Raw genomic sequence first — 22,699 nt, 5'->3', positions numbered from 1 at the left:
CTAGAATAGGAAAAATTGAATTTACTGACCATCAGATTCAGTTTTCTTGAACGAGAGGTGGAGAATGCGGGAGATCAGCCTGGACCGCCTGCGCACGCTGGTCGCCATCGCGGACCAAGGGTCCTTTGTCGCCGCGGCGCAACTGCTTCACCTCGCGCCGCCGACCGTCAGCCTTCACATTGCCGAACTGGAGAGCCGCATCGGCGCGCCGTTGCTGTCCCGCACGCGTGGAAACGTGCGGCCGTCGCCCATCGGTGAAGTGCTGGTGGAGCGCGCGCGCCGCCTGCTGGCCGAGGTCGAATCCACGCTGGACGATGTGCAGCGACAGGTGCAGGGGTTGACCGGACGCGTACGCCTCGGCGCATCGACCGGGGCGATCGCGCACCTGCTGCCGCAGGCGGTGGCCCGCTTGCGCGAGCAGCATCCGGACATCGATGTCCAGATCGCGGTGCTCACGTCGCACGACACGCTGGCGCGCATCGCACAGGGCACGCTCGATGTCGGGCTGGTGGCGCTGCCGCAGACGGCGGTCGCGGGGCTGTCGATCCGCGCGTGGCGGCGCGATCCGGTGATGGCGTTTCTGCCGGCGGACTGGCCGCTTCCGGCGCGCGTGACGCCCGGCTATCTGGCCGCCCGCCCGCTGATTCTCAACGATGCGACCACCCGCCTGTCACGGCTGACGGCGGAATGGTTCGCGCTCGGCGGCCACCGGCCGGAGCCGCGGATCGAACTCAACTACAACGATGCGATCAAGAGCCTGGTCGCCGCGGGCTACGGCGCGACGCTGCTGCCGCACGAGGCGGGTGCCCCGCTGCCCGATGCGCGCATCGTCATGCGGGCGTTGCGCCCGGCGTTGTGGCGTGAACTGGGGATCGCCCATCGGGCGGGGCCGGTCGAGCGGGCGACCCAGCATGTACTCGATGCGTTGTGGGCGCTCGGCGCGCGATAGCGCACCGGCATGCGGGCTAGGCGGCGCGGCGGTTCATGCGTGCATGCCGTGCCCGAGCATCCACGGCATGCCGTCTCAAAGCCGGTTGTCCTTCGCGAGCGTCAGCACGCGCGCCCAGCGTTGCGCGTCGCGCTTGTCCATCATCGGCAGCTTCCATTCGCTGCGCGCGCCATCGCGCACGTGCACGACGAGGTGCCAGCGGCCACCGATCGGCGCGGCCTGGCAGCCGTCGAGCTGCGACAGCGTATAGCGGCCGTCCGCGCCGTCGTGCGACAGCCACAGCAGCCCCTGCGTCGCGGACACGCGCAGCTCGCCCCACGCGCGGTGCACGACGTGGGTCCAGCCTTCTTCCTTCGTATTCGGTGCGATGTCGCGGTGGCGCTTGATCCACCAGGCGACCAGCGCGATCAGGAGCGCGGCGGCGAGCACGGCGGCCGCGATCGCGACCGGCTGGCCGAACTGCGCGGCGATGACGTGAAACAGGTGAACCGCGCCCCATCCGGCAGCGATGAGCGCGAACAGTGCAATGAAAATCGGCATGTCTGATCGGAGAAGAGGACGGACCGGCGCATGCATCGCGCCGATCCGTCGCGCACGGCATTACCGTTTGCGGTGAATGTCGTGCGTCACGAAGCCCGCGTCGTTGTTGGGCAGCGCGAGGCCGTCCTTGACTGCGAGCGTCTTGCGGATGTCGTCGAGACCCGCGGACCAGTGGTCACGCATCGTCGACAGACCGAACTGATAGTCCTTGTAGTGATGCTCGTACGCCTTCTGCTGGTAGATCAGGTGCTGGATGTTGTACTTCTTGCTGGACGACATCGCATCGGCCTCGACGCACCAGGGATCCGCCTTGCGCTGCTCTTCCGGCACCTGCTCGAGCACGTGGCGCAGCACGTTGCGGTAGCGCTGTTCGCGCTGCAGCGTGTCGGTCACGAAGCGCGTGCGGCTCGAGTACTGCACGTCCTTCGTGCGCTCGGCGACGTCGGCCATCGTGCGCGGCAGCGGCCCGCGCGCGCTCCACAGGTCTACCTGGAACGCGAGCGTGTCGCGGCGCGGCCGTGCGCGGAGCACTTCCATCAGCGGCGTGTTCGACACGACACCGCCGTCCCAGTAGTACTCGCCGTCGATCTCGACCGGCGGGAACGCGGGCGGCAGCGCGCCGGACGCCATGAAATGCTCGGGTGCCAGACGGATGCGCGAGTTGTCGAAGTACACGAAGTTGCCGGTGCCGACGTTGACCGCGCCGACCGACACGCGCGTTTCGCCCGAATTGATCCGGTCGAAATCGCACAGCTTCAGCAGCGTCGCGCGCAATTGCGACGTGTCGTACCAGCTGATCTTCTCCGGATGATCCGACACGCCCGGCAGCGGCGGCGGAAAGCGCGGCACGAAGAAGCCCTGCTGGCCCTGCATCATCGCGCTCGCGGCCTGCGACGCGGTGAAGAACGTACGAACCTGGTCGATGCTGTTGAACAGCGCGAACTCGAATGCGGCTGGAACCGTCGGGAAGAACGCCGGCTTGCAGATCGTTTCCCAGAACTCGCGCAGCCGCTCGACGCGATGCTCGGGCGCATTGCCCGCGATCAGCGCGGTGTTGAGCGCGCCGATCGAGATGCCCGCGATCCAGTCGAGCGGAATGCCCGCCTCGTGCAGCCCTTCGAACACGCCGGCCTGGTACGCGCCGAGCGCGCCGCCGCCTTGCAGCACGAGCGCGATCGTTTCGTACGGCAGCGTGTGCGCGGCGGCCGGTGCGCCGGCCTCGTGATGCAGGTCCGCCGCATCGACGGCCTGCTTTTCGGTGCGGGCGTGCGGCTTCATTGCATGAACCAGCCGTGGCTGACGATGAACGACTGGCCCGTGAGCGCGGCGCTCGGGAACGCCGACAGGAACAGCACCGTCTGCGCGACGTCCTGCACCGTCGTGAACACGCCGTCGACCGTATTGCCGAGCATCACCTTCTTCACCACTTCCTCTTCGCTGATCCCGAGCTCCTTCGCCTGCTCCGGAATCTGCTTGTCGACCAGCGGCGTGCGCACGAAGCCCGGACATACGACGTGCGAGCGCACGTTGTGCTTCGCGCCTTCCTTCGCCAGCACGCGGGCCAGGCCGAGCAGCCCGTGCTTGGCCGTCACGTACGCCGATTTCAGCGGCGACGCTTCGTGCGAGTGCACCGAACCCATGTAGATCACGACACCACCGCGATCGTCCTTGTACATGTGCTTGAGCGCGGCCTTGGTCGTCAGGAATGCACCGTCGACGTGGATCGCCTGCATCTTCTTCCAGTCGGAGAACGAGTAGTTCTCGATCGGGTTGACGATCTGGATGCCCGCGTTCGACACGAGGATGTCGACCGAGCCGAACGTTGCGGCCACCTTGTCGATACCGCTGTTCACGGCTTCCTCGTTTGTCACGTCCATCGCGACGCCGATCGCCTTGCCGCCCGCCTTGACGATCTCGTCGGCAACGGCGTTCGCGCCGTCCTGGTTCAGGTCGGCGATCGCGACGGCCGCGCCCGCTTTCGCGAGCTCGAGTGCGATTTCCTTGCCGATGCCGCTCGCGGCGCCCGTGACGACTGCGGTCTTGCCATTCAGGTTGCTCATGTTCGAATTCCCGTGGTGAAAGGTTTGACAGGGAGAAAGGACTGCGGACGTGTTACTGAGCCAGGTAATCGTAGACGACTTCGCCGAGGCCCAGTGTCAAATCCGCGACGATGTGCCGGGCTTCGACGATCTCGAGCACGGGCAGGTCGGCTACCGGCGCGAGCGCATGCGGCGCCAGCTCGAGCGATGCGGGGCCCGTCCACGCGCCCTTCATCTTGATGTCCTGCATGTAGTAGCGGACCAGTTCGCAGACGCGCGCGGTGCCGTCGACGTGCGGGATGATCTTCAGCAGGAAATTGGGGCCGGCAAGACGCTTCGTCTGCTCGTCGATGTCGAGTTCCTTGTGCTTGTAGCCCATCGTGCCGGTCGCGACGCGCACCTTGCCGTAGTCGAGCGTGCCGAGGAGGTGGTCGGTGTTCACGTGCAGCGTGGGCGATGCGAGTTTCTTCGGGAAGCCCCACAGTTCGCGGCCGCCGGCGATCGGCGGGTGATCGTCGAGATACATCGCGAGCGTATAGCCGCCCGGCTGGCCGTTGTACTCGACGGGAATGACCTGGCCGCTTTCGGTGTAATCGCCGAAGCCGGTCGAATCGGCCATGCGGATGAATTCGGAATGCACGAGCGGCTCGGTGACCTGCAGCGGCTCGGGGACGATTTCGCGGAGACGGTCCGGATCGGTGCGATACGTGATGATCAGGAACTCACGATCGACGAAACGGTAAGGGCCCATCGGGAAGGCAGGGCTGGTCAACGGCATCGCAAACGCTTTCGATCGGACATCGCTGGGTTTCATGCGGACTCCTTGTTGTTGATCGCTTCGTGGATGAGTGCTCGTAAGCTCGTAATCCTATGCCTGTGCGTTGCCGTTGTGCGATGCCGCATATGGAATTAATTGTTGCCGATTTCGTAGAATTCGACGCGTAAATATTGAGATGAATGATGCAAACGGTCCGGACAGCCCCCGGCGTCCCGATATTCGCATGCATCGATGACGTCACGATGTGAAAAAGGTGAGTCTTTACGGGACGGCAGGTGAGCCTTTCCGGGAGGCGGTCGCGCGGGAATGTGACAATTGTGTGAACTTGTGCTGCAGTGCAAGCTCTAAGTGCGTTCGCCGCGGCGGGCTTCGTCGCGTGCGTCCGCCGCATTAAGCATCGCTTAAGCGGGAGCGCCCTAGCATCGTTCGTATCAGGCCGGGCAACCGGCCGAGTTTTTACGCCTCACGCAACCGGATTCATGCAGACCCTCAATCTCACCCTTTTTTCCGCCATCAACGCCGGGGTTGCGCCGCAGCCGGGCGTTGCCCGCCTCGCCATCTTCGCCGCCGACTGGCTCGTCTATGCGCTGCCCGCGATGCTGCTGCTGACCTGGATCTTCGGCGCGCGCACGACGCGGCGCCAGGCGATCGAAGCCGGCGTCGGCGTATGCGTGGCGATCGCGCTCGCGCAGGTCATCGGACATTTCTGGTTCTCGCCGCGTCCGTTCATGGCCGGCGTCGGCACGCAACTGATTCCGCATGCGCCGGACAGCTCGTTTCCGAGCGACCACATGACGTTCGCGTGGAGCATGGCAGTCGGGTTGATGCTCGGCGGCACGACCCGGCTCACCGGGTTCGTGATGGCCGCGTTGGCCGCGGCGATTGCATGGGGGCGTATCTATGCGGGCGTGCACTGGCCGTTCGACATGGCGGGCGGCGTGCTGGTCGGCACGGCCGGCGCGCTGGCCGCGCACCTGTACGGACAACGCGCGACCGCGCTGCTCGAACGGCTCGGCGATTCGGTGCATGCAGTCGTGATGGGGCGCCGGCACGCGCCGTAAGCGGGGGGATCGGGCCGGACGCCGTCAGCCGGGTGTCCTGGCCGATTCAGCCGATGCGGATGGCCCGCCGCCCGCATCGTGCAGTTCGGGCGTATCGGCCGGATGTTGCGCGGCGTCGCGGTCGAGCGCGCTTTCCTTCAGGATCGCGCACATCGCGACGAACAGCGCGAGTACCACCGCGGCAAGGCCGCAATAGCCGGCGATCTTCAGGTTGCGAAGGAAAGGCGAAGCGGGGCTTTCTTTTGTCATGACCGGACGCTCCTGGGCGGGCTGCGACGGCTGTCGCCCGACAGCGGCGTCGCACACACAGATATATACCAGTCGCGATAGCGGTGCCAAGCCCGCTGGTGCGCCGACGCGACGATTGTGTCATCCGCCGGTCAACCGGGTACGCCTTTGACGGCTACCCGCATCCGTCAGTCTTCCAGGGTTTCGTGCACGGCCGCCGCGCCGCGCTTCCAGTAGGCCGCCGCGCGGATGCGCGATTTATCGACGCCGCGCTCGCCGGTCAGGTGCTGGCGTACCGCGCGTATCGACAGCGCTTCGCCTGCCGCCCACACGTAGCCGTCGCCGGACGGCGGCAGCGGCAGGTCGCGCACGGCATTCAGCAGCACGTCGCCGTTCGCGGCGTCGGCGTCGGCTTCGGCGCGGAAGCGCCAGATTTCATGCACGTCGGCGCGCGTGTCGAACGCGATCTGCGCGGTGCGATCCGCGACTTCCATCACGACGGCCGCGCGCGCACCGGCCGGCAATTCCTCGAGGCGCCGCGCGACCGCCGGCAGCGCCGTATCGTCGCCGATCAGCAGGTGCCAGTCGAAACCGGTCGGGACGACGAACGAACCGCGCGGGCCGCCGATGCCGAGCCATTGGCCGACGCGTGCCTGTGCGGCCCACTGCGACGCAGGGCCCGGGTGGTTCAGCACGAATTCCAGATCGAGTTCGCGGGCGGCGCGATCGAAGCGGCGCGGCGTGAAGTCGCGCGCGACCGGCCTCGGTTCGCCTTCCGGAAACTCCGGACCGTTCGCGCCGAGCGTCGGCATCGCAGGCCGTTCGGCGCCGGGCGGCGGGAAAAATACCTTCACGTGATCGTCGAACGACGCGGATTCGAAATCCGCGAGATCGGGGCCGCCGAGCGTGACGCGCAGCAGGTGCGGCGTCACGGCGTGCACGCGCAGGACCTGCAGCAAGCGGAACTTGAGGGTGTGGCGCACGCGGGTCACGGTGCGCTCGGATGTGTTCTGCATCAATCCGTTCTCCTGAGGTTTGACGGGACGGCGCGGATCACGCGCCGGTGCCGCCTTCGATTTCGGCCGTCGCACGGCGCAAGATGGCCGCGACGCGGCGCTGTTCATCCGGGCCGACTGCGCTCTTGTGCAGCAACGCGCGCTTGAGTGCGAGGCGCGCCTCGACGAACTCCGGCAGCCAGCCTGCTTGCGTTTCGTCCTGCGTTTCGTTGCCCGCCGATTCCCCGGCGAACGCACGGCGCATGAATTCCATCTTGCGAGCGAGGTGCGTGAGGCGTGCGAACAGCGTGTCGACCCGTTCGCGCTGCGCGTCGAGATGGGTGCGGCCGGCGTCGGTCAGTGCATACCGCTTGCGGTTGCCTTCCGCCTGCGACGCGACGAAGCCGACTTCTTCGAGATACGTGAGCGCCGGATACACCATGCCGGGGCTCGGGCTGTAGAAACCGTTCGAACGCGTGTCGAGCGCCTTGATCAGCTCGTAGCCGTGGCTCGGTTGCTCGGCGACGAGCGCAAGCAACAGTAACTGGAGATCGTCGGAGCTGAACTGGCGGCCGCGTGGCATGCCGTCGTCGCCGAAATCGCCAAAGCCGCCGCGCCCGCCACGGCCGCCGAACGGGCCGCCGCCACCGAACGGATCGTGGCCGCGGCGGTGGCGGCCGATCGCGTACCAGAGACCGGTGAACCAGTCAGGGCGGGCATGCGCACCATGACCGTCGCTTCGGGCATGGCCGCGGGAAGGGTTGTGTCGCATGATCGGGTCCTATATATCGGAAAACATATCTAAAGATATATATCGAAAGATAGGCCGTCAAGGGGATTTATTGGGGGATGGATGGCGGGGACTGGCGAAAAGGTGATCACGCTGTAGGTTGGCAAAAAAGGTGGCCTTTTTTGCAGTATTTGATCAAAACTATTGATGTGGAAATTAAATAGTTTTCATTGAAACTCCCAGTGTTTTTGTCTGGTCGGTCTGATCAGACCCCCGACGCGCATCGTTCCTTGCGACGGCGGTCTCAAGACGCGCGGCTGCCAGGACATCCTGATTACCGTGGTCGATGGCCTGGAGGGGCTCACCGAAGTCATCAGCATGACCTATTCGCGAATCCCGGTTGCGCCCCACGCATGAATTGGCATCTTGTGCGTCGAAGCGGCAATATTTTTTCTTTCCATAGCCTTTCAAATGCGCAGCAAGGTACTGTATGACAGGGGAATACCCTGCCTTTTTTTTTCGACCATGTTTTATGTATCATGACCTAACTTTTGCAACATGTACTAATTCAGGGCGCCAGAAAATCCTTATCGGTATGGGGCAGTACGGCGCGTGTACAGGCAGGAATGCGAACCGGATTAGCGCCCCCGTCAAGGGCAGGCGGCCCGGTGGCAGGTGAAGCGGATCGGGATCGCATCCTGTCTTCAGACTCCGCGCGAACGATGGCCGCCTGCCGCCAGGGCAGCCGGAGTTCGCGCCCCAATGCAGGCGTCATTCACAGATTATGTCCAGGAAGTCATCCACCAGCGGGGCGGCCGACCTGCAGCGCAGGCAGTGGCTCAAGGTTGCCGGTGCATCGGTCGCGGCGGGCGGTCTCGCACTCGGCGCCGCGCGGGCGAAGGCCGATGCGGCGCCTGCCGCCGGGAACGACAGCGGCGTGCTCGATGTCGCGATCGTCGGCGCCGGGCTGGCGGGCCTGACGGCCGCGCGCGACCTGCGCTACGCCGGCTGCGAATCCTTCGTCGTGCTCGAGGCGCGCGACCGCGTGGGCGGCCGCACGCTGAACTACGACGTGGGCGGCGGCCACGTGACCGAAGTGGGCGGCCAGTGGATCGGCCCGGGCCAGACGGCGGTCGCCGATCTTGCTCGCGAGCTGGAAGTCGGCACGTTCCCGAGCTACTACGCGGGCAAGACCGTGATTCTCGGCGGCGACGGGCGCGCCGAGATCGACCTGGAGGGCACCTTCGGCACCGACGAGGCCGTCGCGGCGAAACTGAGCAGGTTGTCGCGCGACGTGCCGTCGGGCGCGCCGTGGACGTCGCCCAAGGTCGGCGAACTCGACCGGCTGTCGGTCGGCGACTGGCTCGCGACGCAGGGCATCAAGGCGGAAGACCGGATGGGCTGGAACGCGTCGATCTCGCTGTCGGGCGGCGTCGCGCCGGCGAAGATGGGGCTGCTGCACTTCCTGTCGATGATCAACTCCGCCGATTGCGATTACGCGCAGCTCGATTCGATCAAGCACAGCGCGCAGGAAACCCGCTTCGTCGGCGGCTCGCAGATCCTCAGCATCCGGATGGCGCAGCAACTGGGCGACAAGGTGCGGCTGTCGTCGCCGGTGCGGCGGATCGTCGGCTGGGATCGCGATGTCGTGACGCTGGAAACCGATCGCGGCACGGTGCGCGCGAAAAAGGTCGTGATGGCGCTTCACCCGGCGCTGTGTCATCAGGTGCAGTTCGATCCGCCGCTGCCTGAAAAGCGCCACGCGTTGCAGCGTGCGTGGCCGGCCCATTCGCCGGCGCGCAAGACCGCGATGGTCTACCGCCGCCCGTTCTGGCGCGACAAGGGCTTGAACGGCCACATCTTCCAGACCGACGGGCCGGTGTTCTGGGCTTACGACAATTCACCGCCGGGCGGCGAGATCGGCGTGATCAACGCGTTCGTCCGGAATGCGTTGGTGCCGTCGGATCCGCAGGCCGCGAAGCAGATGCACATGGATCTCTATGCGCAGGCGTGGGGCGACGAAGCGCGTGCGCCGGTGTCGTACCACGATCGCGACTGGGGGCTCGCCGACCCGTGGACGCTCACGTGCGTATCGGCGATCCCGCCCGGCTTCTGGAGCGCGCACGGCGAAGCGCTGCGTGCGCCGTGCGGCAACCTGATCTGGTCGGGCACCGAGACCGCGAACATCTGGGCCGGCTACATGGACGGCGCCGTGCGCTCCGGTCACCAAAGCGCGCTTCAGGCGCTGAATGCGCTGCGTCATGCTTAGGATCACGAAGATGAAGAAACGGCTTTTATTGCTCACGGCGGTGGTGGCGATCGGTGCGTTGCTGGCCCTCTACGGCCCGACGTTGCTCGGCTTCTATCGCCTGCAGCGCCATATCGATACGGCCGCGCAAGCCGATGACGCCGACGGCGGCCCGTGGCCGCGCGTGACAGACGCGTGCATGGGCTGCCACGGCGTGAAGGGCACGTCGCTCAGCCAGGCGTATCCGAGCCTTGCCGGCCAGCCGGCGCAATACGTGGCCGCACAGCTTCGCGCATTTGCGGGCGGGCAGCGCACGAACCCGACGATGGGCCCGCTCGCGATGACGATGAGCGAAGCCGAGATCACCCGCGTGGCCGGTTATTACGCGAAGCAGGCGCCGCTGGACAACCGCTATTTCAAGCCGGATGCACGACTACGTACGAAAGGCGAGCAATTGGTAACGGGCGGCGCGTGTGCGGCCTGCCACGGTGCGCGGCTGACGGGGCAGGCGCAGTTCCCGCGGCTGGCCGGGCAGGGATACGACTACCTGCTTGCGCAGCTCGACGCGTTCGCGACGGGCTCGCGCAGCGAGGCGACCGGCACGATGCAGCGCGTCGCGCAGGCGATGTCGGCAGATGACCGCGCGGCGGTGGCGACCTATCTCGCGAGCCTCAGCTCCGCCAGGCAGTGAATCAACGGCAGCAATCGACTTCGGGAGTTCGAACCATGGATCACAGATCACTTGTCCTTTGTCTTTCCAGCGCGACGCTTGCGATGACGACCGGCCTCTATGGCTTCAAGTTCGTGCGCAAGCGCAACTTCCTGATCGGTATCGAGTGGTGGATCGTGACGATATCCGCGTCCAATGCCGTGATCTTCTTCGCGACCGAATCGCCGGTGTCGTACTTCATTTCGCACTTTCTGGACGCGTTCTCGCGCGGCTTCGGGATGCCGGTGATCGCGGTCGCCGGCCTGATGGCCGTCACGCACGGCTACCGGCCGTCGATGCGGCAGGACGTGACGCTGTTCGTGCTCGCGACGCTCGGGACGGTCGCGCTCGTGGCCGGCGTGTTGCAGCACGCGCTGCCGTACTTCTACGTGGCGATGTGGACACTGATGTCGATCTATCTCGCCGGTTTCGTGTGGCGGCTCGTGCGCGCCGGCCACGCGCTCCATGCGCTGACGACGACGCTCGCGCTCGTCGCCTCGCAGGCGATCGCGTGCATCTACGATTTCTACAAGATCCCGGGCGAGGAAACCAACGTCGTGTTCAATTTCTACGTACTGGCGTTGCTGACGTGGTCGTACCTGACCGTCGCGCTCTATTACGCCTATTGCGCACTGGAGCGGGAGAAGGGGCGCGGTCGGGCCGATGCCGGTGTGTTGTCGTATCCTAAATGAGTAGCTGTACTGAGGAGGTAACGAAGGATCGCTCCGGTTGCCGTGATCGTGGAGTGCGCGGATGGACCGCATTCGCCTGACCCGCGCCGAGCGGCGCGATGCGACGCGCGAACGCCTGATCGACGCCGCGCGCGCGATCTTCGCGGAGAAGGGCTATGCGGCCGCGAGCGTGGAAGACATTGCCGCGGCGGCCGGACACACGCGTGGCGGGTTCTACTCGAACTTCCGCGACAAGGCCGACGTGCTGTTCGAGCTGCTGCGCCGGGATCGGGACGAGGCTGCCGCGGCATTGCAGCGGATCGTCGGTTCGCACGATCCGGTCGACGATGCGCAGCGCGCGATGCTCGCGTATTGGCGAAGGGGCGCGACCCAGCCTGCAGTGCACCTGATGTGGCTCGACGCGCAGTTCCAGGCGGCGCGCGATCCGCGGTTCCGTGCGCGCTTCGGCGCGTTGCTACGAGACCGCCAGGCACTCGCGGCCGCGTGCATCGACGCGTATGCCGCGCGGGCCGGCGTGTCTTTGCCGTTGCCCACGCCGGTGCTGGCGCTCGGCCTGACCGCGTTGTGCGATGGCATGCAGTCGCACGGCGCGGCCGATGCGCTGGCCGACGCGGTACTGGTCGGCTTCATCGCGCACACGGTGTTCGACCGCGTGCGCGGATGACGGCGCGAAGACGCGGTGGCCGCGCGTTGTCGTGCGCCTGTATGAAGGCCGAAAGCCGATTGTCATGACGGGCCGGCGGCGGCCGGCCACAAACGTTCGATCATGCAGACGAAACAGGGAATACCCCGTCTTTTTCTTTTAATTATTTTTGTCATGATGACCTAACATAGTCATCATGTTCTACTGATGTGCCGGCAGTGAAGACGAACCGCCGGTTGAGGCTGAACGAATCGGGAGATAGACGATGGATGCAATGAAGCGAAAGGCGTTCTTCGAGGACGGAGCCGTGCTCATCGAAGGGGTGCTCAACGACGAACAACTCGCGCAATGCCGCGCGGTGTTCGACTGGGGAATGGAGAATCCGGGCCCGATGGCGACGACGCTGCTCGACGGCACCGAATACAAGTCGCACAACGACAACGCGAACCCGTATGCGAAGGAGCGGCTCGACGCGCTGGTCGGCACGCTGCCGTTCGGGCAGCTGTTCGCCGACCTGTGGGGTTCGAAGCACGTGTGGTACTTCGCCGAGGAGCTGTTCATGAAGGGCGGCGGCAAGAGCGCACGCTCGCCGTGGCACCAGGACACGTCGTACCTGCCGTGGCAGGGCATGCACTTCGGCAACGCGTGGATCAGCTTCGAGCACGTGCCCAAGCGTAATGCGCTGGAGATCGTGCGCGGCTCGCATCACGGCGTGCGGCATGACGGCACGACGTTCCAGAACGCCGAGGATCCGACCGACCCGCTGCACGGCGGCGACGTGTGGCCGCGCCTGCCGAACATCGAGGCCGAGCGCCGCGCGGCGCCGGATGCGTACGACATCCTGTCGTGGGAAACGAAGCCGGGCGACGTGCTGCTGCTCCATCCAGGCGTGCTGCACGGCGGCGGCGCGGTCGACGCCGATTTCCCCGATCGCCATACGCTCGTGCTGCGCTTTTTCGGCGACGACGCGGTGTTCAGCCCGCTGCCCGACGAAAGCCGCTCGGGATTCACGCCGGCCGGCGTGCTGTTTGTCGAGGAACTCGCCGGGCTGAAGGCCGGCGATCCGTTCCGCGCGCCGTGTTTCCGCCAACTCGTCTGAACCGGGAGAATTCGTCATGACAGCAACTCCGAAGCGGCAATCGATCGTGCCGGCTGCGTTCCAGCCGTGGTACGACGCGTACCACTTCTCGCCGGCGACGCGCGTCGGCGACACGATCTGGGTGTCGGGCCAGGTCGGCCTCGACGCGCAGATGCAGCCGGCCGACGGCGTGCAGGCCCAGGCGCGGATCGCGTTCGAGTGCCTGAAGGCGATCCTCGAGGAAGCCGGCGCGAGCCTCACCGATGTCGTGGAGCTCACGACTTTCCACACGGATCTGCAATGCGAGACCGAAGGCTTCGCGGCGGTCAAGGACGTGTATTTCCCTGACCGTTACCCGTCGTGGACAGCGGTCGGCGTCACGCAACTGGCGCTGCCGGGGCTGTGCGTCGAGATTCGCGCGGTGGCGGTGGCCGGCTCCGGCAAGGGCTGACGGAAGGCACGAGGGTTTTTCGCGGGATTTGCGTTCCATATAAATCGCAGTCCTGACAAAAAAGTAACGGGATAGCAGTCGATTGGCACGTGGCCGGCCGGGGACCCCGGCCGGCCTCGATCAGGGCGCGACGTCATCGTCGATTGACGACGACGATCGAAACAAATGCGTTTCGTCCGGGATGGGCGAGCGAAGGCGGAGCAGGAAGGAGAACTATGATGAAGAAGCATCGTTTCTGGACCACGTCCGCGATCGCGGCCGCTGCATGTGTCGCGATCGGCACCGCCGTCGCGGCGGACGACCTGACACCGGCCGGCGCCGACCGTTCGGCGAGCAAGGACGGCGCGGTGCCGGCTTATGCGGGCAAGCAGTCGCCCGACGCCGGCTGGGAGTGGGGCAAGGTACGCGGCGATTTCTGGAAGCATCGCAACGAGAAGCCGCTCTATTCGATCGACGCGGCGAACGTCGACAAGTATGCGGACAAGCTGTCGCCCGGCCAGGTCGCGCTGATCAAGCAGAAGAAGGGCTACCGGATGGACGTCTACCCGTCCCACCGCGAATGCCAGTTGCCGGATGCCGCCGAGCAGAACTCGAAGGCGAACCTCACGGCCGCGAAGCTGGATGCGAGCGGCGAGAACCTCGCCGCGGCCGCGTTGCCGGGCGTGCCGTTCCCGCAACCGAAGAACGGCATCGAAGCGATCCTGAACTACGAGATGCGTTATCGCGGCGAAGGCGTCGAATGGGCGCAGGTCGCCACGAGCATTTCGCCGCGCCCCGGCAGCAGCGAATGGATCGACGCGGTCGGCCCGCAGACGTTCTATTTCCCGTCGGCCAAGCTCGGCAAGACCTCGCCGCAGGAGGTCGACCAGTTGAGCGCCGCCGTTTATTTCCAGATGAACTCGCCGGCCGCGCTGGCCGGGCAGGCCTTCGTCCAGCGGCAGTACTTCAACAAGGATTCGGAAACCTACTACTACTTCCCGGGACAGCGCCGCGTGCGACGCATGCCGGCCTATACGCATGACGCGCCGTTGATCGGCTTCGAGAACCAGTACCTGATCGACGAGGCCAACATGATCAACGGCTCGCTCGACCGGTTCAACTGGAAGCTGGTCGGCAAGAAGGAAATGCTCGTCCCGTACAACGCGTTCGGCATGTACCGGTTCAAGAGCAAGCTGCACGACGTCGCGACGCCCGACGGCCTCGCCGCGGCGAACCGTCGCTACGAGACGCATCGCGTGTGGGTCGTCGAAGCGACGCTGAAGCCGAGCGCGCGGCACGTCGCGTCGAAGAAGGTGTTCTATCTCGACGAAGACAGCTGGCTCGCGCTCGTCGGCGAGGACTACGACGCGCAGGGCAAGTTGTGGAAGGTGCGGGAAAGCTACCCGATTCCGGTATGGGAGCTTGGTGGCACCTGCGACAACGAACCGCTCGCGCAGTACGACATGATCAATGGCCGCTATGTGTTCGATGCGTCGTCGATCGGTCAGGGCAAGGACATTCGCTGGTTCGGTCAGGCCGACGATCCGCGCTTCAAGCAGGATTTCTACACGGCGGAATCGCTGCGCTCGGTCAGCGAACGTTGACGGTGACCGGCTGACGGATACAAGGACCGGCGCGCGCAACGATCGTGCGCCGGCATCGAACAGGGGCGGAGGTGGATCATGGAACCGGCAAGATTGTTAAGGAATGCTACGGTATCGGTCGCGATGGCGGGCGCCGCGACGTCGAGCGCGTACGCGTATGACTTCACGTTGAACGGCGGGGCCCTGCAGGGCTCGTGGGTGTCGAACCTCACGGCCGGCGCCGGTATTCGCACCAAAAACCCGAGCTGCTCGCTCATCGGCGACCCGAACGCCTTCGGCTGCGGCGCGGGCGCGAACACCAACCAGTGGGGCTATGCGGACAACGGCGACCTGAACTATCGCAGGGGCCAACCGTTCAGCACCTACATCAGCGCGACCAGCGAGCTGCTGCTGAAGATGCCGAGCGAGGGGTTGAAGTTCATGGTGCGCGGTACCGGCATGTACGACTTCATGGCCAAGAACACGAACCGCACGCCGTTGTCGAGCACGGCCGCCGCGCAGGTCGTCTACAACGCGCAGCTGCTCGACCTGTGGGCGCAGAAGGATTTCACGATCGGCGGGCGCAACGCGCACGTGCGGCTCGGCAACCAGGTGATCAACTGGGGCGAGAGCATGTTCGCGCAGAGCGGCATCAACGCGACGAACTCCATCGACACACAAAAGCTGCTGATTCCCGGCTCGCAGCTCAAGCAGGCGCTGCTGCCCGCGCCGATGGTGAGCCTGGCAGCCGACCTGTCGCACGGGTTCAGCACCGAGGCGTACTACCAGTTCCAGTGGAACGGCAACCGCTATCCGCCGGTCGGCTCGTACTGGTCGGTGACGAACGGTTTCGGCCGCGGCGCGGAGCCGTTCACGATCAACACGAACAACCTGAACGTGACTGGCCCGAGCGCCGGCACGATCGCGAACGCGATCGGCGGATCGGGTGCGGCGGGCAACCAGGACACGCTCAATGCGATCAAGAACGGGCTCGTGAACGGCACCTACGCCGGGCCGCCGTTCAACGACATCGGCCTGCCGAGCACGACGAACCTGCCGGCGAAATACCGGCCGCAGTTCGGCGTGAAGTTCAACTATTCGCCGCGCTCGTTCGACGCGAACTTCGCGTTCTACTACCTGAACTACACCGACAAGTCGCCGGTGCTCGCGTCGCTCGCGAACGGCACCGAGCAATGGTCGTATCTCGGCCGGCGCCAGTTGTTCGGCGTCAGCGCGAACTTCGGCGTCGGCCCGTGGGCGATCGGCACCGAACTGTCGTACCGGCCGCGCGATGCGGTCGCGCTGTCGAGCTGCTACGGCGCGGGCGGCCCGCTCGACCTGAACACGAACGGCGTGGCCGGCGTGGACTGCCCGCAATGGGTCGACAAGAAGAAGTTCCAGTACGACATCAACGGGCTGCTCGCGCTCACGCGCAGCGAGTATCCGTTCCTGAAACTGCTCGGCGCCGATTCGGCCGCGCTGACGTGGGAACTGACGTGGATCTACTACCCGGGGCTGAGCCCGAGCGGCGTCACGCGCACGGTCGGCGGCCAGACCGTCACGCAGGTGCCGCAGACCGGCTACCTGCCGTGGCTGAACAACGGGTCGGCTGCCGGCTATCCGATCGGGATGGGCCAGGGTACGTCGAGCTCGGTGGGCGCGACGATCGACTTCAACTGGACCTATGACGGCACGCTGATTCCCGGCTGGCAGGTCACGCCGGGCCTGACGTTCAGCACCGGCCTGTACGGCTACACACCGACCTTCACCGCGAATTACATGCAGGGTGCGAAGTCGCTGAACGTCTACGTGCTGTTCAACCAGAACCCGCCGAACTGGCAGGCCGGCATCAACTTCACTTCGTTCTGGGGCGGTCACAACACGGTGGGCCAGCCTTATGCGGACCGCAATTTCGTCGGCTTGTTCGTCATGCGGAATTTCTGACGGCGGCGGGTGGCAGGTGGCAGGTGGGCCACCGCAATACATGAAGGGGTAACGTCGTGCTCAATCGTCTGGTCAGTCGCCTGGAAAGGCTTTTCTTCGGTCACCGCGCGATCGTACTCGCGGCGATCGCGTTGTTCACCGTCGCGATGGCCGTGTTCGCCGTGCAACTGCGCATGGATGCCGGCTTCGAAAAGCAGATGCCGATCGGGCACGAGTACATCCGCACGTTCCAGCAATACCGGAACGACCTGCTCGGCGCGAACCGGATCACGGTGGTCGTGCGTGCGAGGCACGGGTCGATCTGGTCGAAGCAGGGGCTGACGCGGCTGTACGACGTCACGCAGGCCGTCACGTACCTGCCGAACGTCGACCGGATCGGCGTGCGCTCGTTGTGGACGCCGAACGCGTTCGTCAACGAAGTGACCGACGAAGGGTTTCGCGCCGAGCCGATCATTCCCGGCACGGTCACGCCCGACCAGTTGACGCCCGACATCGTCGCGCGCGTGCGCCGCGCGACGACGCTCGGCGGCTACGTCGGCACGCTCGTGTCTCACGGCGAGGACAGCGCGATGATCACGGCCGAGCTGAACGAGCGCGACAGCGCCGGCAAGGTGCTCGACTACGTGGCATTCAATCACCTGCTCGAGGAGAAGATCCGCAAGCCGTTCGAGGATGCCGGCTACGACGTCCAGATCATCGGCTTCGCGAAACAGATCGGCGATATCGCCGACGGCGCGACGGCCGTGCTCGGCTTCTGCGCGGTCGCGCTGCTGCTGACGACGCTCGCGGTGTACTGGTATTGCCATTCGGTGCGCTTCACGGTGCTGCTGGTCGCGTGCTCGCTGACGTCGCTCGTATGGCAGTTCGGCACCCTGAAGCTGCTCGGCTTCGGCCTCGATCCGCTCGCGGTGCTCGTGCCGTTCCTCGTGTTCGCGATCGGCGTGTCGCATGGCGTGCAGCAGGTGAACTTCATCGTCCGCGAGATCGCGCACGGGCAGAGTTCGTTCGATGCGGCGCGCCACAGCTTCAGCGGCCTGCTGATCCCCGGCGTGCTCGCGCTGATCACCGCGTTCGTGTCGTTCATCACGCTGTTGCTGATTCCGATTCCGATGGTGCGCGAGCTGGCGATCACCGCGTCGCTCGGCGTGGCCTACAAGATCGTCACGAACCTGATCCTGCTGCCCGTCGCGGCATCGTGCTTCAACTTCACGAAAACCTATGCGGACAACTCGCTGAAGCGCGCGCAGCAGCGTGCGAAGCCGCTGCGCGTGCTCGCACGCGTGGCGGAGCCGAAGTACTCGGGCGTCACCGTCGCGCTGACGGTGGCGATCTTCGCGCTCGCCGCGTGGCAAAGCCGCGATCGCGTGATCGGCACGCTGCAGCCGGGTGCGCCGGAGCTGCGCGCGGACGCGCGCTTCAACCGCGACGCGACGTCGATCGCCGGCAACTACGACATGGGCCTCGACTGGCTGACGGTGGCGATCGAATCGACCGGCAAGGCGTGCGACAACCCGGCGGTCGGCCTGTATGAGGACGACTTCTCGGCCGCGATGAAGACCGAGCCTGGCGTCGTATCGGTGCAGTCGTACTCGGCGATGCTGCGCGCGTACAACCAGGGCTACAACGAGGACTTCCCGAAGATGAACGTCGTGCCGATCGCCGCCGAGAACTACGGCGCGGTGTCGGTCGACGTGTCGCGCTTGAAGGGCTTCATGAGCCGCGACTGCGGGATGACGGCCGTGCACCTGTTCTTGACCGATCACAAGGCGACGACGATCAACCGCATCCTCGACGACGTGAAGCAGTACCGCGCGTCGCATCCGTTCCCGGGCATCACGGTGCGGCTCGCCGCAGGCAACGCGGGCGTGCTCGCCGCGACGAACGACGAAGTCGAGAAGAGCGAGCTGCCGATGATGCTCTACGTGTATGCGGCGATCCTGGTCCTCGTGTTCCTGGCCTATCGCGACTGGCGCGCGATGCTCGCCTGTTGCGTGCCGCTGTCGGTCGCGACGTTCATCGGCTACTGGTTCATGAAGGAGCTGCAGATCGGGCTGACCGTCGCGACGTTGCCGGTGATGGTGCTGGCAGTCGGCATCGGCGTCGATTACGCGTTCTACATCTACAACCGGCTGCAGGTGCATCTCGCGGGCGGGCAGGACATCGTGAAGGCCGTGCAGCACGCGATGCTCGAAGTTGGCGTGGCCACGATCTTCACCGCGATCACGCTGGCGATCGGCGTCGCGACGTGGAGCTTCTCGGCGCTCAAGTTCCAGGCCGACATGGGCAAGCTGCTCGCGTTCATGTTCATCGTGAACCTGGTGATGGCGATGACCGCGCTGCCCGCGCTCGCGTCGCTGCTCGAACGCTGGTTCCCGCGCCGCAAGCCGGCCCGCGCGCCGGGCCTGTTCAGCCACTGAAGTTGACGCACATCCAGACGGAGATCCAGTCATGGTCAAGACCTTTGCTGTGTGCGGCGCACTTTGCCTCGTGGCGACAGGCTTCGCACGCTTCCATGAAACGGTTGCGCAACAGCCCGCGCCGGCCCGCGCGTTCGCAACCAACGCGCAACGCGTCAGCGTGCGCCACGCCACGGGCGGCGAACCGGCCGTGGCCCCGTCGTCGAACGACGGCGACGCCGGACGTCAGGCGGCGGCCGCGCAGGTTGCCGACAAGCCGCCCGTCATCGCGCTCGGCGTCGCGCATGCCGGCTGGTCGGTGCTGTTCAGCCACTGATGCCCGCGCACACCCCTACGGAGGTTCATCCATGATCAAGACGCTCATTGCCTGTACCGCGCTGTGCGCCGCCGCGGCGGCCTTCGCGCAACCTCAGGACGGAACGGTGGCGGCCTGGGCCACGAAGCCCGCGCATGCGTGGGCCGCGCCGACGCACCGGATGCTGATGGATGCGGCGCGCGCCGGATCGCGGATCGTCGCGGTCGGTGAGCACGGCATCGTGCTGCTGTCCGACGACGACGGCAAGACCTGGCGGCAGGCGCGACGCGTGCCGGTTGCGGCGGCGCTGTCGGCCGTGTCGTTCGCGGATGCGAAGCACGGCTGGGCCGTCGGCCAGTGGGGCGCGATTCTCGCGACCGACGACGGCGGCGACACGTGGGTCACGCAGCGGCTCGATACGTCGGTCGACCAGCCGCTGTTCTCGGTGCTGTTCACGAACGCGCGGGACGGGATTGCCGTCGGCCTGTGGTCACTGATGCTGCAGACGCACGACGGCGGCAAGACGTGGGCGCGCACGACGCTGCCGAAGCCGCCGGGCGGCGGCAAGGCCGACCGCAATCTCTATCACGCGTTTGCCGATGCCGCACAGGCGCTCTACGTCGTGTCCGAACAGGGGATGGTGCTCAAGTCGGCCGACGGTGGCGCGAACTGGGTCTATCTGCCAACGGGCGGCAAGGGCACGTTGTGGTCGGGCGTCGCGATGCCGGACGGCCGGATCGTGGTCGGCGGGTTGCTCGGCAGCCTGTTCGAGAGCCACGACGGCGGTGCGACATGGACCGCGCTGAATACCGGCGCGCACAGCTCGATCACCGATCTCGTCGCGACCGGCGGCGGGCTGGTCGGCGTTGGGCTCGACGGACTGACGTTCACGCAGCGCGTCGCGGGCGGCCCGTTCGACGTCGCGCAGCGCGCGGATCGCGCGACGCTCACCGCCGCGCTGATCGACGCGCGCGGCAAGCCGGTGCTGTTTTCGCAGGACGGCGTGCTGGCCGCGCCGTGAGTTGAATCCGAAAAAAGGAAGGATGGAGTACGCAAGATGAAAAGCAAGGACAAGCCGGACATGCAGGCCCGACGGCGGATATTGCGCGTCGCGGCCGCGAGCGCCGCGTCGCTCGCCGCCGGCGAGGTGTCGTTCGCCGAAGGCGCGGCGCCGGCAGCCGCCGATCGCGGCGTGTTCGACGTCGTCATCATCGGCGCCGGGCTCGCGGGGCTGACCGCCGCGCGCGACCTGCAGCGCGCCGGATGCGAATCGTTCGTCGTGGTCGAGGCGCGCGATCGCGTCGGCGGGCGGACCTACAACCACGATCTCGGGCACGGCGTGGTGTCCGAAGCCGGCGGCCAGTGGATCGGCCCGGGGCAGACGGCGATCGCCGACCTCGCCCGCGAACTCGGCGTCGATACGTTCCCGACCTATTACGCGGGCAAGACCGTCGTGCTGGCCGGCGACGCGCGCGTCGCCCAGGATTTCCACGGCGGATCGGGCGGCGACGACGCGCTCGGCGCGAAGCTCGGCGCACTCGCCCGCGGCGTGCCGTCGCGCGAACCGTGGACCGCGCAACACGCGGCGGAGCTCGACAAGCTGACCTACGGCGACTGGCTGCGCAAGCAGGGCGTGACTTATGAAGACGGCTACTTCCTCGGCCTCGCGGCGAAGCTGTCGCTCGGCGGCGCACCGGCCCAGCTCGGGCTGCTGCACTACCTGTCGATGATCAACAGCGCCGATTGCGACTACGCGAAGCTCGAATCGACCAAGGGCGGCGCACAGGAAACGCGCTTCGTCGGCGGCTCGCAGGTGCTGAGCATCCGGATGGCGAGCGAACTCGGCGCGTCGAAGGTGCTACTGTCCTGCCCGGTGCGCAAGATCTCGGGCTGGGATCGCGACGTGGTCGACGTGCAGACCGATCGCGGCGTGCTGCGCGCGCGGCGGGTGATCGTCGCGCTCAATCCGGCGCTGTGCGAGCAGATCGTGTTCGATCCGCCGCTGCCGGACGGCCGCGCGCAGTTGCAGCGCAACTGGCCGGCGAATGCGCCGATGCGCAAGACGGTGCACGTGTACGACCGGCCGTTCTGGCGCGACGACGGCTACAACGGACAGATCTTCGAGGTCGGCGGCCCGGTGTTCATGGCGTACGACAACTCGCCGCCGGACGGCTCGGTCGGCGTGCTCGCCGCGTTCGTCGCGCCGGGCGCGCTGCCGGCCGAGCCGAAGGCCGCCGAGCGGACGCTGTCGGCCATCTTTGCGCGCGCGCTCGGCGACAAGGCGCTGCATCCGACGCAGTTCCACGACTACGACTGGGGCCGCGTCGATCCGTGGACGCTGCAGTGCATCCACCCGTTGCCGCCCGGGTTCTGGACAAAATGGGGCAAGTTCCTGCGCCCGGAAGCCGGCCGGCTGATCTGGTCGGGCACCGAGACGGCCGACCTGTGGGCCGGCGCGATGGACGGCGCGGTGCGCTCCGGACACCGCGCGGCGTTGCAGGCGCTCGGCAAACTGGCCGGCCGCGGACGGGAGGCCTGAATGAAACGAACCTGGATGATCGGCGCGGCGCTCGTGATCGCGGGCGTGGCGGCAGCCGGCACGCTGTACGGACCCGACCTCGTCGACGGCATGCGTTACCAGAAGTCGATGGCCGCGATCGGCGAAGCCGACAAGGTCAACGGCGGCGCGTGGCCGCGGCCGCAGGAGACGTGTTTCTTCTGCCACGGCGTGCACGGGCAGTCGCAGAACGCGTGGTATCCGTCGCTGTCCGGCCAGCCGGCCACGTATATCGCCGCGCAACTGCGCGCGTTCGCCACGGACCAGCGCCGCAACGCGTATATGGGGCCGCTTTCGCGCGAACTCGACGACGCGAAGATCGCCGCGCTGGCGACCTATTTCGCGCGGCAGGCGCCGGCGCGCAACGAGGCCGTGCCGGCCGACGTGGCGCTCGACAAGCGGGGCATGGCGCTCGTGGAGGCGCGAAGCTGCCGCGCGTGTCACGGCGCGGCGCTGACCGGCAAGGATCCGGCGCCGCGCCTCGCCGGCCAAGGGCAGCTTTACCTGGAAACGCAACTGGCGGCGTTCCGCTCGGGCGAGCGGCACGATCCGACCGGCGCGATGAACGCGCTGGCCGCGACGTTGTCGGGCGACGACACGCGTGCGGTTGCGCACTATCTGGCCGGCCTGTCGCCGGACGGAGCGGCGAAGTGATGCGCGAAACGCGTCAGGGCCGGGAATACCCTGCCTTTTTCTTTGCCGTTTACTTTGTCATAGTGACCTAAGATAGGTAATGTGTTCTACAAAAGGGCACGCCGGATACGAAGCAGCAGTACCCGACCT

22 protein-coding genes and 1 pseudogene are annotated in these 22,699 nt (G+C 66.4%); 16 read left to right on the top strand and 7 right to left on the bottom strand.

The genetic code is table 11. The features are described from left to right. Nucleotides 1–64: 64 nt before the first annotated feature. Nucleotides 65–949 carry a LysR family transcriptional regulator gene (locus tag ABIC51_RS01730; protein ID WP_060068055.1) on the top strand — a complete coding sequence of 295 codons (885 nt, stop codon included), beginning with the start codon at nucleotides 65–67 and terminating at the stop codon, nucleotides 947–949. Nucleotides 950–1,024: 75 nt separating this feature from the next. On the opposite strand, the gene ABIC51_RS01725 is transcribed toward ABIC51_RS01730, so the two are convergent. From ABIC51_RS01725 to ABIC51_RS01710, 4 genes are read right to left on the bottom strand one after another with little or no spacing between them, the layout of a single operon-like run. Beyond that, the gene (locus ABIC51_RS01725; protein WP_175898521.1) at nucleotides 1,025–1,489 is read right to left on the bottom strand and encodes a hypothetical protein; all 465 of its coding nucleotides are present in this window, start codon (nucleotides 1,487–1,489) and stop codon (nucleotides 1,025–1,027) included. A gap of 60 nt (nucleotides 1,490–1,549) precedes the next feature. Continuing rightward, nucleotides 1,550–2,767: a patatin-like phospholipase family protein gene (locus tag ABIC51_RS01720; protein ID WP_354006315.1), complete on the bottom strand. Its 1,218-nt coding sequence runs from the start codon at nucleotides 2,765–2,767 to the stop codon at nucleotides 1,550–1,552. Then, nucleotides 2,764–3,549 carry a 3-hydroxybutyrate dehydrogenase gene (locus ABIC51_RS01715; RefSeq protein WP_027790185.1) on the bottom strand — a complete coding sequence of 262 codons (786 nt, stop codon included), beginning with the start codon at nucleotides 3,547–3,549 and terminating at the stop codon, nucleotides 2,764–2,766. The genes ABIC51_RS01720 and ABIC51_RS01715 overlap by 4 nt, the downstream gene beginning before the upstream one ends. A 52-nt stretch (nucleotides 3,550–3,601) precedes the next feature. Then, entirely contained in the window at nucleotides 3,602–4,342 is a 741-nt protein-coding gene (locus tag ABIC51_RS01710; RefSeq protein ID WP_354006314.1) for an acetoacetate decarboxylase, read from the bottom strand. Between the two features lie 443 nt (nucleotides 4,343–4,785). On the opposite strand from ABIC51_RS01710, the gene ABIC51_RS01705 reads away from it, so the two are divergent. Further along, entirely contained in the window at nucleotides 4,786–5,367 is a 582-nt protein-coding gene (locus ABIC51_RS01705) for an undecaprenyl-diphosphatase (protein ID WP_021157499.1), read from the top strand. A gap of 24 nt (nucleotides 5,368–5,391) precedes the next feature. On the opposite strand, the gene ABIC51_RS01700 is transcribed toward ABIC51_RS01705, so the two are convergent. From ABIC51_RS01700 to ABIC51_RS01690, 3 genes are all read right to left on the bottom strand, one after another. Next, nucleotides 5,392–5,616, bottom strand: coding sequence for a hypothetical protein (locus ABIC51_RS01700; protein WP_027790184.1), 225 nt, complete (start codon nucleotides 5,614–5,616; stop codon nucleotides 5,392–5,394). A gap of 167 nt (nucleotides 5,617–5,783) precedes the next feature. Then, a complete protein-coding gene (locus tag ABIC51_RS01695; RefSeq protein WP_226159901.1) occupies nucleotides 5,784–6,611 on the bottom strand; it encodes a siderophore-interacting protein in 828 nt (275 codons plus the stop codon). Between the two features lie 37 nt (nucleotides 6,612–6,648). Further along, the gene (locus ABIC51_RS01690) at nucleotides 6,649–7,362 is read right to left on the bottom strand and encodes a PadR family transcriptional regulator (protein WP_354006313.1); all 714 of its coding nucleotides are present in this window, start codon (nucleotides 7,360–7,362) and stop codon (nucleotides 6,649–6,651) included. A 261-nt stretch (nucleotides 7,363–7,623) separates the two neighbouring features. Between ABIC51_RS01690 and ABIC51_RS40835 the strand changes: the two are divergent. The 14 genes and pseudogenes from ABIC51_RS40835 to ABIC51_RS01625 all read left to right on the top strand — a co-directional run. Beyond that, a pseudogene (locus ABIC51_RS40835) lies at nucleotides 7,624–7,722 on the top strand (transposase); the annotation flags it as partial. Between the two features lie 382 nt (nucleotides 7,723–8,104). Next, complete coding sequence (locus ABIC51_RS01685; protein ID WP_027790179.1) at nucleotides 8,105–9,589, top strand: flavin monoamine oxidase family protein; 1,485 nt, start codon at nucleotides 8,105–8,107, stop codon at nucleotides 9,587–9,589. Between the two features lie 10 nt (nucleotides 9,590–9,599). Further along, nucleotides 9,600–10,259, top strand: coding sequence for a c-type cytochrome (locus ABIC51_RS01680; protein ID WP_146254265.1), 660 nt, complete (start codon nucleotides 9,600–9,602; stop codon nucleotides 10,257–10,259). Nucleotides 10,260–10,294: 35 nt separating this feature from the next. Beyond that, on the top strand, nucleotides 10,295–10,969 hold the full coding sequence (locus ABIC51_RS01675) for a hypothetical protein (RefSeq protein ID WP_175860484.1): 675 nt from the start codon (nucleotides 10,295–10,297) through the stop codon (nucleotides 10,967–10,969). A 61-nt stretch (nucleotides 10,970–11,030) separates the two neighbouring features. Further along, nucleotides 11,031–11,633, top strand: a complete 603-nt coding sequence (locus ABIC51_RS01670) for a TetR/AcrR family transcriptional regulator (protein ID WP_175898523.1) — start codon at nucleotides 11,031–11,033, stop codon at nucleotides 11,631–11,633. Between the two features lie 244 nt (nucleotides 11,634–11,877). Next, nucleotides 11,878–12,711, top strand: a complete 834-nt coding sequence (locus ABIC51_RS01665) for a phytanoyl-CoA dioxygenase family protein (protein ID WP_027790175.1) — start codon at nucleotides 11,878–11,880, stop codon at nucleotides 12,709–12,711. A 16-nt stretch (nucleotides 12,712–12,727) separates the two neighbouring features. Continuing rightward, the gene (locus ABIC51_RS01660; protein ID WP_027790174.1) at nucleotides 12,728–13,141 is read left to right on the top strand and encodes a RidA family protein; all 414 of its coding nucleotides are present in this window, start codon (nucleotides 12,728–12,730) and stop codon (nucleotides 13,139–13,141) included. A gap of 215 nt (nucleotides 13,142–13,356) precedes the next feature. Continuing rightward, nucleotides 13,357–14,724 (top strand): DUF1329 domain-containing protein, encoded by a 1,368-nt coding sequence (locus ABIC51_RS01655; protein WP_027790173.1) that lies wholly within the window; start codon nucleotides 13,357–13,359, stop codon nucleotides 14,722–14,724. Between the two features lie 78 nt (nucleotides 14,725–14,802). Further along, nucleotides 14,803–16,647 (top strand): DUF1302 domain-containing protein, encoded by a 1,845-nt coding sequence (locus ABIC51_RS01650; protein ID WP_175898525.1) that lies wholly within the window; start codon nucleotides 14,803–14,805, stop codon nucleotides 16,645–16,647. 56 nt (nucleotides 16,648–16,703) lie between these two features. Continuing rightward, nucleotides 16,704–19,064, top strand: coding sequence for an efflux RND transporter permease subunit (locus tag ABIC51_RS01645; RefSeq protein WP_175860489.1), 2,361 nt, complete (start codon nucleotides 16,704–16,706; stop codon nucleotides 19,062–19,064). 31 nt (nucleotides 19,065–19,095) lie between these two features. Further along, nucleotides 19,096–19,380 (top strand): hypothetical protein, encoded by a 285-nt coding sequence (locus ABIC51_RS01640; protein WP_027790170.1) that lies wholly within the window; start codon nucleotides 19,096–19,098, stop codon nucleotides 19,378–19,380. A gap of 31 nt (nucleotides 19,381–19,411) precedes the next feature. Further along, complete coding sequence (locus ABIC51_RS01635) at nucleotides 19,412–20,380, top strand: WD40/YVTN/BNR-like repeat-containing protein (protein ID WP_146254260.1); 969 nt, start codon at nucleotides 19,412–19,414, stop codon at nucleotides 20,378–20,380. 36 nt (nucleotides 20,381–20,416) lie between these two features. Beyond that, on the top strand, nucleotides 20,417–21,898 hold the full coding sequence (locus tag ABIC51_RS01630; protein ID WP_146254259.1) for a flavin monoamine oxidase family protein: 1,482 nt from the start codon (nucleotides 20,417–20,419) through the stop codon (nucleotides 21,896–21,898). Beyond that, nucleotides 21,899–22,570 (top strand): c-type cytochrome, encoded by a 672-nt coding sequence (locus ABIC51_RS01625; RefSeq protein WP_027790167.1) that lies wholly within the window; start codon nucleotides 21,899–21,901, stop codon nucleotides 22,568–22,570. Nucleotides 22,571–22,699: the final 129 nt, after the last annotated feature.

It is taken from the genome of Burkholderia sp. 572, assembly GCF_040545135.1.
In the GTDB taxonomy this organism is placed as follows: Bacteria; Pseudomonadota; Gammaproteobacteria; order Burkholderiales; family Burkholderiaceae; genus Burkholderia; species Burkholderia cepacia.
This window is presented reverse-complemented; position numbering and strand designations above follow the sequence as displayed.